15 protein-coding genes are annotated in these 14,349 nt (G+C 62.5%); 3 read left to right on the forward strand and 12 right to left on the reverse strand.

Translation table 11 applies throughout. The annotated features are described in order from the left end of the window. Nucleotides 1-18: 18 nt before the first annotated feature. The 3 genes from AC1DPX_RS00365 to AC1DPX_RS00375 form a co-directional block, all read right to left on the reverse strand. Nucleotides 19-879 carry a C40 family peptidase gene (locus AC1DPX_RS00365; protein WP_477233821.1) on the reverse strand — a complete coding sequence of 287 codons (861 nt, stop codon included), beginning with the start codon at nucleotides 877-879 and terminating at the stop codon, nucleotides 19-21. 31 nt (nucleotides 880-910) lie between these two features. Further along, complete coding sequence (locus AC1DPX_RS00370) at nucleotides 911-1,261, reverse strand: MarR family winged helix-turn-helix transcriptional regulator (RefSeq protein ID WP_010913361.1); 351 nt, start codon at nucleotides 1,259-1,261, stop codon at nucleotides 911-913. A gap of 69 nt (nucleotides 1,262-1,330) precedes the next feature. Next, nucleotides 1,331-2,695, reverse strand: a complete 1,365-nt coding sequence (locus AC1DPX_RS00375; RefSeq protein ID WP_477233823.1) for a leucyl aminopeptidase family protein — start codon at nucleotides 2,693-2,695, stop codon at nucleotides 1,331-1,333. 130 nt (nucleotides 2,696-2,825) lie between these two features. Here AC1DPX_RS00375 and AC1DPX_RS00380 point away from each other — a divergent pair, with 130 nt between their 5' ends. After that, a complete protein-coding gene (locus AC1DPX_RS00380) occupies nucleotides 2,826-3,647 on the forward strand; it encodes a tetratricopeptide repeat protein (RefSeq protein WP_477233825.1) in 822 nt (273 codons plus the stop codon). A gap of 84 nt (nucleotides 3,648-3,731) precedes the next feature. Here AC1DPX_RS00380 and AC1DPX_RS00385 read toward each other — a convergent pair whose 3' ends face one another. From AC1DPX_RS00385 to AC1DPX_RS00425, 9 genes are all read right to left on the reverse strand, one after another. Continuing rightward, nucleotides 3,732-4,751, reverse strand: coding sequence for a type II secretion system F family protein (locus AC1DPX_RS00385; RefSeq protein ID WP_202356303.1), 1,020 nt, complete (start codon nucleotides 4,749-4,751; stop codon nucleotides 3,732-3,734). A 9-nt stretch (nucleotides 4,752-4,760) separates the two neighbouring features. Continuing rightward, complete coding sequence (locus AC1DPX_RS00390; protein ID WP_202356304.1) at nucleotides 4,761-5,774, reverse strand: type II secretion system F family protein; 1,014 nt, start codon at nucleotides 5,772-5,774, stop codon at nucleotides 4,761-4,763. Between the two features lie 23 nt (nucleotides 5,775-5,797). Then, nucleotides 5,798-7,306, reverse strand: coding sequence for a CpaF family protein (locus AC1DPX_RS00395; protein WP_477233827.1), 1,509 nt, complete (start codon nucleotides 7,304-7,306; stop codon nucleotides 5,798-5,800). Nucleotides 7,307-7,330: 24 nt separating this feature from the next. Further along, entirely contained in the window at nucleotides 7,331-8,620 is a 1,290-nt protein-coding gene (locus tag AC1DPX_RS00400) for a CpaE/TadZ family protein (protein WP_202356306.1), read from the reverse strand. Nucleotides 8,621-8,658: 38 nt separating this feature from the next. Then, nucleotides 8,659-9,396, reverse strand: coding sequence for a CpaD family pilus assembly protein (locus tag AC1DPX_RS00405; protein WP_202356307.1), 738 nt, complete (start codon nucleotides 9,394-9,396; stop codon nucleotides 8,659-8,661). Nucleotides 9,397-9,410: 14 nt separating this feature from the next. Then, a complete protein-coding gene (locus AC1DPX_RS00410; protein WP_202356308.1) occupies nucleotides 9,411-10,928 on the reverse strand; it encodes a type II and III secretion system protein family protein in 1,518 nt (505 codons plus the stop codon). After that, a complete protein-coding gene (gene cpaB / locus AC1DPX_RS00415) occupies nucleotides 10,925-11,740 on the reverse strand; it encodes a Flp pilus assembly protein CpaB (protein ID WP_477233829.1) in 816 nt (271 codons plus the stop codon). The genes AC1DPX_RS00410 and cpaB overlap by 4 nt, the downstream gene beginning before the upstream one ends. Before the next feature lie 212 nt (nucleotides 11,741-11,952). Continuing rightward, nucleotides 11,953-12,471 (reverse strand): A24 family peptidase, encoded by a 519-nt coding sequence (locus AC1DPX_RS00420; RefSeq protein WP_477233831.1) that lies wholly within the window; start codon nucleotides 12,469-12,471, stop codon nucleotides 11,953-11,955. 177 nt (nucleotides 12,472-12,648) lie between these two features. Then, a complete protein-coding gene (locus AC1DPX_RS00425) occupies nucleotides 12,649-12,825 on the reverse strand; it encodes a Flp family type IVb pilin (protein WP_202356311.1) in 177 nt (58 codons plus the stop codon). A gap of 356 nt (nucleotides 12,826-13,181) precedes the next feature. On the opposite strand from AC1DPX_RS00425, the gene AC1DPX_RS00430 reads away from it, so the two are divergent. Next, a complete protein-coding gene (locus AC1DPX_RS00430) occupies nucleotides 13,182-13,604 on the forward strand; it encodes a pilus assembly protein N-terminal domain-containing protein (protein ID WP_202356312.1) in 423 nt (140 codons plus the stop codon). 138 nt (nucleotides 13,605-13,742) lie between these two features. Then, nucleotides 13,743-14,336, forward strand: coding sequence for a TadE/TadG family type IV pilus assembly protein (locus tag AC1DPX_RS00435; RefSeq protein WP_477233833.1), 594 nt, complete (start codon nucleotides 13,743-13,745; stop codon nucleotides 14,334-14,336). Nucleotides 14,337-14,349: the final 13 nt, after the last annotated feature.

The raw sequence follows: 14,349 nt of genomic DNA on the forward strand, positions 1-14,349 counted from the left end.
CGGGGAGAAGGAACAGGCTTACGGCCTGCGAAACCCCGTCGGGCCGCCATAGAGATAGCCGATGCGGGCGATCGCCTCTTTCAGCCCTTCGCGCGAGACCAGCATGGTGTGGCCATTGGCGTGGATCATGGTCTCGGCGTCGGTCATGACAGCGACATGGCCTTTCCAGAACACCAGATCGCCGCGCCGCAATCCCGAGAAATCAGGGCCAGGTTCGAGCGGTTCGCCGATGCTGGCCGCCTGCATGTCGGAATCGCGCAGCACGTTCTTGCCCGCCATGCGCATCGCCAGTTGCACCAGGCCGGAACAGTCGATGCCGAAGCCGGACACGCCGCCCCAGAGATAAGGTGTGCCGAGAAACGTCTCGGCAACCGCGACATAGTCTGCGGCAGTTTCTCCGATTGGCCTGAGGTGGCCGGCGATGATCGCCTCGCCGGAGGGTAGGACGGCATAGTGCGTGCCGCGTGTCTCGGCAGCGCCCGTCACTGTCACCGTCGACCCCATCGACAGTTGTCCCGCGATCGGAAAGCGCAGGTCGGGACCGGGATAGAGAAAAGTGCGGGGCACCGAGACGATATGGGTGGGCGCGTGGATCCGCCCGCTCAACTGCGTTGCGCCGACATAGCCGACATAGCCGTCGCGCTCGGCCTGGATCCAGGCCCAGCCCTCGGCATCCTCGAAAACCAGCACGTCATCGCCGAACACGGCTTGTGTGTTGATGCCCGCATCCGCACGTGGCGCCTTGCGGATGTCGGCCACCGCTGCCGAAATCCGCGCCGGCCGGCCAGTGACAAAACGGTCGGCAGTAACCTCGCCTTTCAGCCTCGCGTCGGCAAGGTCGGAACGGAAGGCGTGGAGGCGGGCATCGTGAGCAGTCAAAATCGGCAACCCTGTTGTATGGGCAAAGCGGTCAGATGGGCAGTTCGTGGGCCCTGGCGATGATACCATCGCCGAAGCGCTCGACAAAGAGCGCGCCCTCGACCGTGCGCTTGATCAGCACGTTGCGCTTGTCGAGTTCGTCGCGATGRCGCGACACCAGCTTCAGCGCGCCCATCGTGTCGAGCGCGCGGGTGATCACCGGCTTGGTGACGTTGAGGCGGGCGGCCAGCCCGCGCACCGTGTGCGGCGGCGGATCGAGATAGATGGTGAACAGGATCGCCGTCTGGCGCATGGTCAGGTCAGGCGCGTCGTCGCGCACCTGCGACAGCATCACCTGCTGCCACAGTCGCAAGGCCTGGCTCGGGCGCATCGCAATCGACATCGCGCCAGCATGACGGCAAATTGTTTCGGTTCCGTTTCAGTTTTAGCGATTTGCCGGCTGTGCCTGCCGTCAGCCAAAGCGTGTCGAGATGATCCGCTCAAGCGCGCGAATGCCTTGCGCCTCGCCACCCGCGGGACCATGCGCACGATCGACTGGGTTCCAGGCAAAGATGTCGAAATGCGCCCAGTTAGCCGTCTTCTCAACAAAACGCTTGAGGAACAGCGCCGCCGTGATCGAACCGGCAAAACCGTCCGTGGTGACATTGTTGATGTCAGCGATCTTCGACGACAATTTCGCGTCGTAAGGCCGCCAAAGCGGCATGCGCCACAGCGGATCCTCGACCGCCAGCGAGGCCGCCGCCAGATCCGAGGCCAGCGCCTCGTCGCCGGTGTAGAAAGGCGGCAGATCGGGGCCAAGCGCGACACGGGCGGCCCCGGTCAGCGTCGCCATGTCGACCAGCAGCTGCGGTTCCTCGTCATCGGCCAGCGCCAGCGCGTCGCCGAGCACCAGCCTGCCTTCAGCATCCGTGTTGCCGATCTCGACCGTGATGCCCTTGCGGCTCGCCAGCACGTCACCGGGCCGAAAAGCATTGCCGGCGATCGAATTCTCGACCGCGGGGATCAGCACGCGCAGCCGCACGTTCAGCCCGGCGGCCATGATCATCGAGGCCAGGCCAAGCACATTGGCCGCACCGCCCATGTCCTTCTTCATCAACAGCATGCCGGACGACGGCTTGATGTCGAGACCGCCAGTGTCAAAGCAGACGCCCTTGCCGACCAGCGTCACCTTCGGCGCGCCCTCTTGCCCCCAGACCATGTCGATCAGGCGCGGCGCGCCCGACGAGGCGCGGCCGACGGCGTGGATCATCGGGAAGTTCCCCGTCAGCAACTCGTCGCCCTTGATGACGGAGACTTCGGCCTTGTGAGTCGCGGCCAGGGTGCGCACCGCCTTCTCCAGATCATCCGGCCCCATGTCGCTGGTCGGCGTGTTGACCAGGTCACGGGCCAGGAAGACGCCATCGGCGATGCGGCGAACGCGCGCCGCGTCGACACCGGCCGGCACGTGGAAACGCAGCGCCTTGCCCGGCTTCTTGCCGTAACGGGCAAAGACATAACCGCCGAGCGCCAGCGCGATTGCCGCGAGTTCCGGCTCGGCCGGCGCCGAGGCGAAATGCCAGTCGCCTTCCGGCAGGGTTTTCGACAGCGCGCCGAGCGCCAGCGCGCCTTCGCCATCGCCGACGCCGAACAGCGCGCCGGCAAGCGCACCGTTTTCGCCGGGCAGGGCGAGCGTCCTGCCTGCCTCGCCGGAAAAGCCGTTTACCCTGGCCCAGCTGACAACAGATGGCGCAAGGCCCGCGGCCTCCAGACCGTCTCGGGCCACCAGATGCACCGGCAGCGCACCTTGCAATTTCGTCTCCACGAGTTCGACAGGCATTCGATGTTCTCCTGCCGACCCGAGCCCCGAGTCGGCGTTTCTTAACTCTCCGTTAGGGTTAACAGAATATTTCTGCGGGAGGGAAGATGGCCACGCAATGGCCGCGCGCATGAATGGAGGCTAGGTGCCGATGCCGACCAACCGCACAGTGAATGCCAGGGGAAAACGGCTCGTCACCACAGCCCTCATGCTGGCGCTCGCGGCGGGGGTCGCCGGGTGCGGAACCAGCAGGATGACCACCGGGTCGATCGGCCGCAGCGGCGGCAAGCCGCTGGAGACCATGTCGGCGGGAGAAGTGCACAATGCCACGGCGGCGCTTGGCCAGTCCTACGCCAAGAATCCCAACGACAAGCGAATTGCAACCAACTTCGCCGCCGCGCTGCAGATGGACGGCGATGCCGACCAGTCGCTTGCCGTGATGCGCAAGCTGGCGATCGCCTATCCCAAGGATCGCGACGTGCTCGCCGCCTATGGCAAGGCGCTGGCCGCCAATGGCCAGTTCGACGCAGCGCTCGACGCCGTGCGCCGCGCACAGACACCGGAATATCCGGACTGGAGGCTGGTGTCGGCGGAAGCGGCCATCCTTGACCAGCTCGGCCAGAAGGACGATGCACGCCAGCTTTACCGCAAGGCCCTCGAACTGAAGCCGAACGAGCCCTCGGTTCTCTCCAATCTCGGCATGTCCTATGTGCTGGAAGGGGATCTGCGCACTGCGGAAACCTACATGCGTTCGGCCGCCCAGCAGCCCAACGCCGACAGCCGTGTACGCCAGAACCTGGCATTGGTCGTCGGCCTGCAGGGCCGCTTCGACGAAGCCGAAAAGATCGCCTCGCAGGAGCTCTCGCCCGAGCAGGCGCAGGCCAATGTCGCCTATCTCAGGCAAATGCTGGCGCAGCAGAATGCCTGGAGACAGCTCAAGGATCAGGACAAGTCGAAGACGGCAACCAACTGAGGCGGCGAGCTACAAAGGCCCCGATTGAACGAAAAGCCGCGCTGAATTCAGCGCGGCTTTTCGTTCAGGTTGGCGTGCCTCGCGCTACTTGGCCGATGACGATCCCGAATGATCGCCGAATATGCCGCGCTGGCTGACCTGGATGCCGGCAGGACCCAGGATGATGGCGAAAAGCACCGGCAGGAAGAACAGGATCATCGGCACGGTGAGCTTGGGTGGCAAGGCGGCCGCCTTCTTCTCGGCGGCGTTCATGCGCATGTCGCGGCTTTCGGCGGCAAGCACGCGCAACGCATGCGCCACCGGTGTGCCGTAGCGTTCGGCCTGGACGAGCGCCTGCGACACTGATTTGACCGATTCCAGACCGGTACGGTTCGCAAGATTCTCATAGGCCTGCTTGCGTTCCTGCAGATAGGAGAGCTCGGCGTTGGTCAGGATGAATTCCTCCGCCAGAGCCACAGACTGCGCGCCGATCTCGTCGGCGACCTTGCGCAACGCGGCTTCCACCGACATGCCCGACTCAACGCAGATCAGCATCAGGTCCAGCGCATCCGGCCACGCCATCTGGATCGACTGCTTGCGCTTGGTGGCGCGATTGTTGACATAGAGAACCGGTGCGTAGAAGCCGCCATAGGCGACAAGGATGCAGACGAACATCCGGATGACCAGGGGTTTGTCGGGCAATCCTCCGAGCACGAATATGTAGACCAGACCCAGCGCGAAGCCGACAAAAGGCAGCACGAGGCGGAAGAAGAGAAACCGCGTCAGCGGGTTCTGTCCGCGAAAGCCGGCGACCTTGAGCTTCTGCAAGGTGCTCTCGTCGGCCAATGCGCGCCGCAGGTCGAGTCTATCGACGATGTTGCGCATGCCGACCGACTGTTGCTCGCGCAGGCCCTTGCGGCGGCGATCAGCCTCGGTCGCAAGCCGTGCGCGCTGCTTGGCGCGAAGCTCGTCGCGCTCCAGCGCGACCGACTTCATGCGCGACTTGAGCTGGTTTCCGCCGAATGCCGGCAGCAATGTAAAGACCGTCGCGAACACGGCGATGCCGACCAGCAGCGCTATCAGCAGGCTGGGGTCTGTCAGAGATTTGATGACTTGTTCGGTCATGCCGCGGCCCTAGACTTCGAAGTTCATCATCTTGCGCATGACCAGGATGCCGATCGACATCCAGACAGCGGCACAACCCAGTATCAGATTGCCGACGCTGGTGGTGAACAGCGGCATCAGATAGTCGGGGCTGGAAAGATAGACGAGAAAGGCAACGATGAAGGGCAGTGCGCCGATGATGGCGGCGGACGCCTTCGCCTCCATGGACAGCGCCTGCACCTTGGCCTTCATCTTCTTGCGATCACGAAGCACGCGTGAAAGGTTGCCCAGGGCCTCGGAAAGATTGCCGCCTGCCTGCGACTGGATCTGGATGACGATGCCGAAGAAACTCGCCTCGGTGCATGGCATGGTTTCGGGCATACGCAAGGCGGCATCGGGGATCGACAGGCCCATCTGCTGCGAATCGACGATGCGGCGAAATTCCATCTTCACCGGCTCGGGAGATTCGTTGGCGATCAGGCGCACGGCGTCGTTCAGCGGCAGGCCGGACTTGACCGCGCGCACGATGATGTCGAGCGCGTTTGGAAATTCGTTGAGGAACGCCTTGACCCGGCGCGTGCGGCGAAACGATACGAACCAGCGCGGCAGGCCGAGCGCGCCGGCCAACAGCACGCCTGGCAAGACAAGCATCGGCGCGCCGGCCACGAATGCGACCACCGTCAGGGCGAGACCGCATATGGCGGAATAGATGTAGAAACGCTCGATCGAGACCTTCATCCCGGCCTGCCGAAGTTGCGCCTTCAGCGGCGGCTTCTTGACCGCGCTGTCCTTGGTCTTCTGCTTCTCATCGAGTTCCTTCAGCGAATCCTGCACGGATTTCCGGCGTTTGGCCGCATCCGTCGCGCGGTCGCGGGTGGCCTTGACGATGGACCGGTCCGTCTCGGCGGCCTTGATCGTTTCCAGCCGCTTGCCAGCCTGTCTCTCATTGCTGATCTGGTTGAACAGGAATGCATAGGCGACCGCGCCGGCGCTGAAGCCGGCGAGTACGACAAACGCCAATACGGTGCCGTCAATTCCAAACATCGACCAGAACCCTCAACGCCGCGTCAGTCAGCGCGTTTCTCCATTGCCTCTAGCGCAACGGCGAGGCGCTGCTCCTCGCCGTAGTAGCGAGCCCGGTCCCAGAAATGCGGGCGGCCGATGCCGGTCGAGACATGCTCGCCCAGCAGCCTGCCGTTGGCGTCCTCGCCCTTGATGTTGTAGAGGACGATGTCCTGCGTGATGATGACGTCGCCTTCCATCCCGATCACCTCGGTGATGTGGGTGATGCGACGCGATCCGTCGCGCAGACGCGCCGCCTGGATGATCACGTCGATGGAACCGACGACGATTTCACGCACGGTTTTCTGCGGCAGCGAATAGCCGCCCATGGCGATCATGGATTCGATACGGTTCAGGCATTCGCGCGGGCTGTTCGAGTGGATCGTTCCCATCGAGCCGTCATGGCCGGTGTTCATCGCTTGCAGAAGGTCGAACACTTCGGGTCCGCGCACTTCGCCGACGATGATGCGCTCGGGCCGCATGCGCAGGCAGTTCTTGACCAGGTCGCGCATCGTCACCTCGCCTTCGCCTTCAAGGTTGGGCGGACGGGTTTCCAGGCGCACGACATGCGGCTGCTGCAGTTGCAGTTCGGCCGAGTCCTCGCAGGTGATGACGCGCTCGTCGCGGTCGATGTAGTTGGTCAGGCAGTTGAGCAATGTCGTCTTGCCCGAGCCGGTGCCGCCCGAGATGACGATGTTGCAGCGAACGCGACCGATGATCTTGAGGACTTCGGCGCCCTGCGGCGAGATGGCGCCGAACCTGACCAGCTGGTCGAGCGTCAGCTTGTCCTTCTTGAATTTGCGGATGGTGAGTGCGGTGCCGTCGATGGCGAGCGGCGGCGCGATGACGTTGACGCGGGAGCCGTCGGGCAGGCGGGCATCGCAGATCGGGCTGGATTCATCGACGCGGCGACCGACCTGACTGACAATGCGCTGGCAGATGTTGAGAAGCTGCTGATTGTCACGAAAGCGAATGCCGGTCTGCTCGACCTTGCCGTTGACTTCGATGTAGACGTTCTTGGAACCATTGACCATGATGTCGGCGATGTCGTCGCGGGCGAGCAACGGCTCGAGCGGCCCATAACCAAGCACGTCGTTGCAGATGTCCTCGAGCAGTTCCTCCTGCTCCGCGATCGACATCGCGAAATTCTTGATCGCGATGATGTCGTTGACTATGTCGCGGATTTCCTCGCGCGCGGTCTCCGGGTCGAGCTTGGCGAGCTGCGACAGGTCGATCGTGTCGATGAGCGCCGAGAAAACCTGGCTCTTGGTGTCGTAGTAAGTTTCGCTTTTTTCGCGCTGGGGCCGCTTGGCCTCCGGCGCGATGGGCGGCGCCTCGACGGTGCGGCGAGCCGGCGGCGCCACAGGTGCGCTTGGCTGCAGCGGTGCCGCGGGCCGGGCCAGAACCGCCGTATCCGCCGAACCCGCCGGCGGCGGCGCGGCCGGCGCCGGTGCTGGCTGGCGGAATTCCGGCGTAAACCGGTTGCCGTCGTCGTTGCCTCTTTTACCGAACATGATCGACTACCGGTTCCAAAAGCGTCACTTCTTGTTGCGCGAGAGCTTGCCGAGGAGGCTGCCCAGGCCAGCCTTCTTCTTCGAGCGGATTTCGCTTCGCCCGGTCAGCACATGGGCAATCTCGTTGATGATCGCGACAACCGGGTTCTTGGCATCCATCTCGCCGAGCATACGCCCGTTGTTGGCGGCATTGCCGAACAGCAATGGATCGAAGCCGATGACCGACATCGGCGTCAGGCCGAGCGGCTCGGCGAAATCGGACGGCGAAATTTCCGGCCGCTTGGGAACGCCGGCCTGGTTGATGATCAGCTTCGGCGGCGGGTCGTTGGGACGAAGCCGCTTGAGCATGTCGACCATGTTCTTGGTGTTGCGCAGATTGGCCAGTTCCGGCGTCGCGGTGATGACGATCTCGTCGGCCTTGACCAGCGTGTTCTTGGCCCAGCCGGTCCAGACATGGGGGACGTCCAGCACCAGAAGCGGCACGCTGCGCTGCGCAGTATCGACGAGCTGCGCAAAGGCATCGGGGTCGAAGTCGTAGACGCGTTCCAGCGTCGAGGGCGCCGCGAGCAACGACAGATGCTCGGCGCACTGCGTCAGCAGCCGGTCGAGATAGACCTCGTCGACGCGCTCGGGCGAGAACACCGCCTCGGCGATGCCCTGTGCCGGATCCTGGTCGAAATTGATGTTGGCCGTGCCGAAGGCGAGATCGAGGTCGGCGACGACGACCTCGGATTTGAACAAGGAAGACATTGCCCAGGCGACATTGTGGGCGATGGTGGAAGAGCCGACGCCGCCCTTGGCGCCGACAAAGGCGATCGAACGGCCAATCGGTTCAGCCTCCGGATCGACGAAAATCGACGACACGACACTGACGATGTCGGCCATCGACACTGGCGCGATGACATATTCGGAGATGCCCGAGCGGATGAGCTCGCGATAGAGACCGACATCGTTGTAATGGCCGATCACCACCACTTTCGAGGACGGATCGCAGTATTCGGAGAGCTGGGCGAGTTGCTCCAGCAATTGCTTGGGTTCGCTGCGCGACTCCAATAGGATCAGGTTCGGCGTCGGCGCCGACTGATAGAACTCGATTGCCGTGGGAACGCCGCCCATATGGACCTTGAGATGCGCCTTGGTCATACGGCGGTCCTCGCCGGCGCGCTCGACCGGATTGGCAACGCCCTCGGTCTCGCAGAATGCCTGGATCGAGATGCGCGGAACCGGCCGCAACGCCTGCATCGCGGCGATGTCCTGCGGTGATGTATCACCGCCGTCCACGGTGGCGTCATAGGCAAGATTGCTCATGGTCATGCTCTTTTCCGTGGCTTCTCTTTCCTCGAGGGCTCGGCTCAGTACGTCACTTCCGAACTGCCGAGGAATTCAGTCGAAATGCCCCTGCTGCGATAGACATCGATCACCGCGCCGCGATTTTCCGCGTCGATGGTGGTCTGTTTACGCGGTCCGAGCAGGTCGGCCGGGTTCGCCATCTGGGCGGCGAGATTGTTCTGATAGGAGCAGCCGAAGTCGGCATAGTGCTTGTTTTCCGACGTCTCGACCAGATCCGCGGGCCAGCGTCCGCATTTGTCGGTCTGGGCTCTTACTGCGATATAGGAGACGCGGATCGGGGCCGAGGCCTCGCCAGATCCAGCCTGATAGGAGACCACGACGATCCGGTTGCGCTTGATGCCGCTGGCGACCGCGAGCCTGGCGAAGTCACGGCCGGCCGCCGCCGCGGCGACCTCGTTGGCCGACCCGCTCGGAATCTGGATCGTCAATGTCGGCGCGGCACTCTTGTCATAGCCGTCGAGGAAACCGAGCAGCGTGTCGCGCTGCGAACCGGTCATGCCGCGGTCGCCGGCGCCGACGGGCAGGTCGATCTTCTGGTTCTTCTCGGCAATGACGATCGGATGGTTGGTGCGATAGTCGTCCGGAATGGCGCCGACTGTGACGCTGTCGCGCTGGGCACAGCCGGCCAGCAGCGCGGTCATCGCGACCGCCAGAACCGGCAGCATCCGCAGGCCAGCCCGCAAGTGGCTGGCGCGCATCGTCGTGGCGATGGTCCTGGTCTTCAACGCTGACTGAGACATGTCCGCTTCCCCATTCACTTGTAGATGTAGCCGACAACGCCGTGGTACCGGCCGTTGGGCTTGTCGGTCTGCATGGTGCCGTAGACGCGATTGACCTTGCCAAGGAACATGGCGGCGCCGTCGCTGGCAGCGTTGAAATTGTCGTCCGGCTTGGCGAGATCGTTGCGCGCCACCGGCTTCACCAGATAGGGCGTGATGATGATGACGAGTTCGGTCTCGTTGCGCACGAAATCCCTGCTGCGGAAGAGCGCGCCGAGCACCGGGATCTTCGTCAACCCGGGTAACCCATTGACGGCTTGCCTGACATCGTCGCGAACCAGGCCGGCGATCATCATGGAGCCGCCCGAGGGCAGTTCGACTGTCGTGTCCGCAAGACGCTTGCGCAGTGACAGGGCATTCATGCCGATACTGGTGTTTGACGTGGATGCCGAGGTGGATCCCTCGGTTGTCGGTTCGGAAACCGAGGTTCTGACTTTCAGGCTTATGCGACCGGGCGACAAAACCACCGGCTGGAATTCCAGGCCGATGCCGTACTCGATCTTGTCAACGGAATAGTTCTTCAGGCCGGTCTGATTGCCGGTGGACACGTTGGCGCTGACCGAGGTCACCATATTGTATTCGCCGCCGACCTTGAAGGTCGCCTTCTCCCCAGACACGGCGGTCAAGGTCGGCTCGGCCAAGGTCTTCATGACTCCCGACTGCTCCATTGCGTTGATATAGGCCTGCAGCCCCGACGCGCTGATATTGAAGCCGGCATTCGACAACGGCTTGCCGAGGCCGGTGAAAGGGTCGCTGAGCGCGCCGTAGCTGATGCCATTGCTGCCGCCGGTGCCGACCATGTTGACGGCGAGCTGCTTCATCACCGAGCGGCTGACTTCGGCGACCGTCACCTTGAGCGTGACCTGGTCGTCGCCGATGATCTGCAGAAGATTGACGATCTTCGAGACGCGGCGTTCCTGGTCGGGGTTGTTGATGTCGACGCCGCCTTGAGCCGAGCCGCCAGCCGCGGTCTGCGAATACTGCCCGGTCGTTGCTTCACCGCCGGAGACGAAGATCGTCGCCAAGTCGACCGCCCGCTTTGCGTCCAGCGGCGTATCGACCGTTCCGGTCAAGACGACGTTGTCGTTCAGCAGTTCCACCTTGACGGCGGAGGTCGGCAGGAAGCGCCTGATATAGTCCTCCAGGCCGGCGACATCGCGTTCGACGGCCAGATCCAGACTGGCGATCTGTTCGCCGTTCGGACCGAAGACGAAAATGTTGGTCTCGCCGACCGACTTGCCGAACAGATAGATGCGCCTTGCGGTGCGGGTTACCGCATCGGCGACGCTCGGGTTGGCGACGAGAATGTCATAGGCATCGCTCGGCAGATCTATGACCACCGATTTGTTGAGGCCAAGCTTGACGCGCTGGTTGGCTGTCGTGGCCGTCACCTGCGTGCTCTTCGCCTCGACAACGCCCTGCACATTCGTTCCGACGAGCAGCAGGCCGAATGCCGCGGCCACGATTGCCGGCAGTTTACCGCTTAGCCTCATTTCCTTGCCCCTACTTCGGAAACTTCGCCCGACTTGATCAGTCTCACCGTTCCCTTGCGACCATTGCCGGAAACGAGATAGTCGGCCTCGCCTAGATTCTTTTCCTGGGTATCCGCGACCGCGCGCAACGCCAGCGTCAGGCGATCCGCCATCTGCTGTGCGACGGTGATGATCTCCGCCTGCTTGGGCGTCAGCTCCAGCGTGGCGGTCTGGCCTACCCTGGTCTTCTTGCCCTCCTCGTCTTCCTGGATCGTCTGGTCGATCGCCAGGACGCGGATGTTCTTGAGGATGGTCTCGGTGTTGAAACCGGTGCTGCCGCTGTTGGCATCCGCCCTGCGGGTCATGATGACGTCGACGAAATCGTTTGGAAGGATGAAGCCGCCGGCCGAAGTGTCAGCCGATATGGTCGTGGCGACAGCCCGCATCCCGGAAGGCAGGATGGACGACATGAAGCTCTGCCCCTCGCCGATCAGCTTGGAACGCCGCACGGGCTCACCCGCATACATCGGCACACGAGCGATCGACGCCTTCAATTTCTCCAGGGCGTCGGGAGCGTTGGCCTTGGTGATGAAATTCGGGTTGACGCCGTCGGCCGGCCAGGATTGCCAGGAAATGTTGTTTTGAAGTGCGTTGCCCATCGCGACATCGCCCGAGAGCACAAGCACGTCCTGCAGGGGCACGGCGGGAGCCTGGGGGCCGGAATCGACCACGATCTGGGGCGGTGGCGCGGCGACCATGTTTTTCGCCACATAGCCAGCGCCACCCGCCGCGGCCACCGCCACGCTCAGAATAATAAGTCGGGATGCTGGCATCTGTCCGAACCTCGCCCTTGGCAAACCACGTAGCCAGGCCGGACTTTGCAGCGGCAATCGTCAAAACAAGGTTAATGTAATGCTTACGATCGTGATTAATTTAAGGTTTACATAAATTAGACGGATCGCGCCGCACAGGCTAAAGAGACCTTGCCGAGGCTCTTTCAAACCGGTCGGGCAATGCGGTCAGGGAAACGGAAATCAGATCGTGTTCAGCCGGCAAGCCTGGCCAGTGCCCACACCATCAAAGGCGAATCCGGATAGGTCAACAGCCCGCCAAGGCCGAGCGCGATCCCGTAGGGAATTCCGACCGACTCTTCCGCGAAATGGCGCAGGAACGGATTGCGGCCGGTGATAACCGCCAGCGGCGACTTCCGGTAAAGCAGAATGGCGATCGTCAGCAGGCCGCCGATGAGTGTGGAGACGACAAGGTATTCGACGAGGTGGATGTTCAACCCCATCCACACGGCCGTTGCCGCCAGCAGCTTGGCGTCGCCGCCACCCATACCACCCATTGCGAACAGGCCGAACGTCACGGCAAGGACCAGGGCGCCGGCGGCGAAATGCCAACCATAGGCTGCCCATTCCATACCCGTCAGCGGCGCGACCAGCGCGAAGACGAAGACAAGCAGCACCGACACGCGGTTGGCGATTGTCATCGACAGCATGTCGGAGATCGCTGCAAACAGCATGCAAAACGGAAAGACGACGAAGATCAGGGCTTCAAGCATCGGCGCCGTGCCTATTGTTTACTGGCTCAATCTAGGATGGATCGATTAACGATTGATGAGGCCTGAAAAGGACATACGGCTCTGTCAGCCGCGACATCGACAGGCAACAATAAACAGGGGCCGCCCGTGAGGCGGCCCCTGTCCGAAAGACAATCTGAACGTTCAGCAGTAAGCCGATTAGCTGCCGCTTGAGTTCAGGGTGTTTCCGATGGTGGAGAACTTGGCGTTGATTGCATTGCCGAGAGCGCCGGCGCCGGTGATGATGGCGAGCGCGATGAGGGCGGCGATCAGACCATATTCGATAGCGGTCGCGCCGGATTCGTCCTTCACGAAACGTGCAAAAAGGTTAGACATTCGAGAGCTCCTACTCCACGTGTTACAGCACTTCCGTCAACTTCTGTGATGGTTGATCGGATGCTGCCAATCTAGGGAGAAGCTCTTTCGATCGGCTTAATAAACAGCCTTACCGATTCCTTTCCCGGCTCGAACGGAATGCGTGGTTAACTCGACGCTAAGCGCTGGCTAATGTACTGTTTCGCAAGCCGATGCGGCAAAAGGCAAGGGCCTCAGGAAAGCCTGCGACCGGCCCGGATCCGGCCATGCGGGCGGCCACGCCGACTGCTACATCCGGCGCAGGCAAGCCGACTTAACCGTTGGTTCACCAATCTCGTTCATGTTCCGTTGAACAGTTTGCTTGCGGGAGCGCATCGATGGCCGTGCAGAGATCTTCAATCCTGATTGCCGTGCTTCTTGCCGCCACGAGCGTGATCACGCCGGCCATGGCCGCCGCCGATATCGAAGTCACGATGAATCAGGCCAAGATCGTTAAATTGTCGCGCCCGGCAGATACGATCGTCGTCGGCAACCCGGCAATCGCCGATGCCTCCGTCCAGGACGCCTCGACGATCGTGCTCACCGGCAAGGGTTTCGGTGTCACCAATCTCGTCGTCCTCGACCAGGAGGGCAGCCCGATCGTCGACGCGCAGGTTACCGTCGTGCGGCAGGCTGCCTCGACGGTTCGCATTTACCGGCGTGCCGAGGTGCAGACCATGTCCTGCACGCCCTATTGCGAAAGCTCCTACAAGAGCGAGGCTGAAAAATCCTCCGAGGCCGAGATGAGCGCAAGCAAATAGGCTGCGCCCCCGGCGGCCGTCCAGGTTACCGGCCGGTTAAGGCGCCGGCGCCGACTTTAACGATCATTCAAACCGGGCCTCAATTGGTTTGCGCTAATACACCCTGTCGGAACCGTCCAGGGGTGGCAGGAACAGGGCATGGGCAACGAAGTCAGGTCGACAGGTCAGCACAAGGCGGAGCGCACCGGGTTTCTGACGCGCTTCGTTCGCAATCGCCGTGGCAGCACGGCCATCGAATTCGCGATACTTGCATTGCCGTTCGCCCTCCTCGTATTCGCCATCCTTGAAAGCTGCATCTCGTTTGCCGGGCAGGAGGTGATGGCCAACATCACCGACGACGTCGCTCGCCAGTTGCGCACCGGCCAGTTGCGGCCGGCCGATGTCGCGGGGGGCAAATTGACGACCCTGATCTGCGGCAGGCTGCAGATCATCGTCTCCTCCACGGATTGCCCGCAACAACTGCTCGTGGATCTTCGCGAGTATCCGACTTTCGCGGACGCGGCCACCGCGACCTTCAAGATCCAGGGCGGCAAAGTCGTGCTGATGCAAGGCACGAACTCACAGGATTTCGCAAACACGCCTGGCCTGGCGGAATCGAAGAATATGCTGCGGGTCTTCTACGCATGGCCTGTCATGACCGATCTGATGGCCAAGTCGATGGCCAATCTGAATGGCGGCAGGACGCTGCATTTTGCATCGGTGACCTGGCAGAACGAGCCGTTCGACAATTGAGTTCGCAACGACC

Source organism: Mesorhizobium sp. 01N446 (assembly GCF_056399285.1).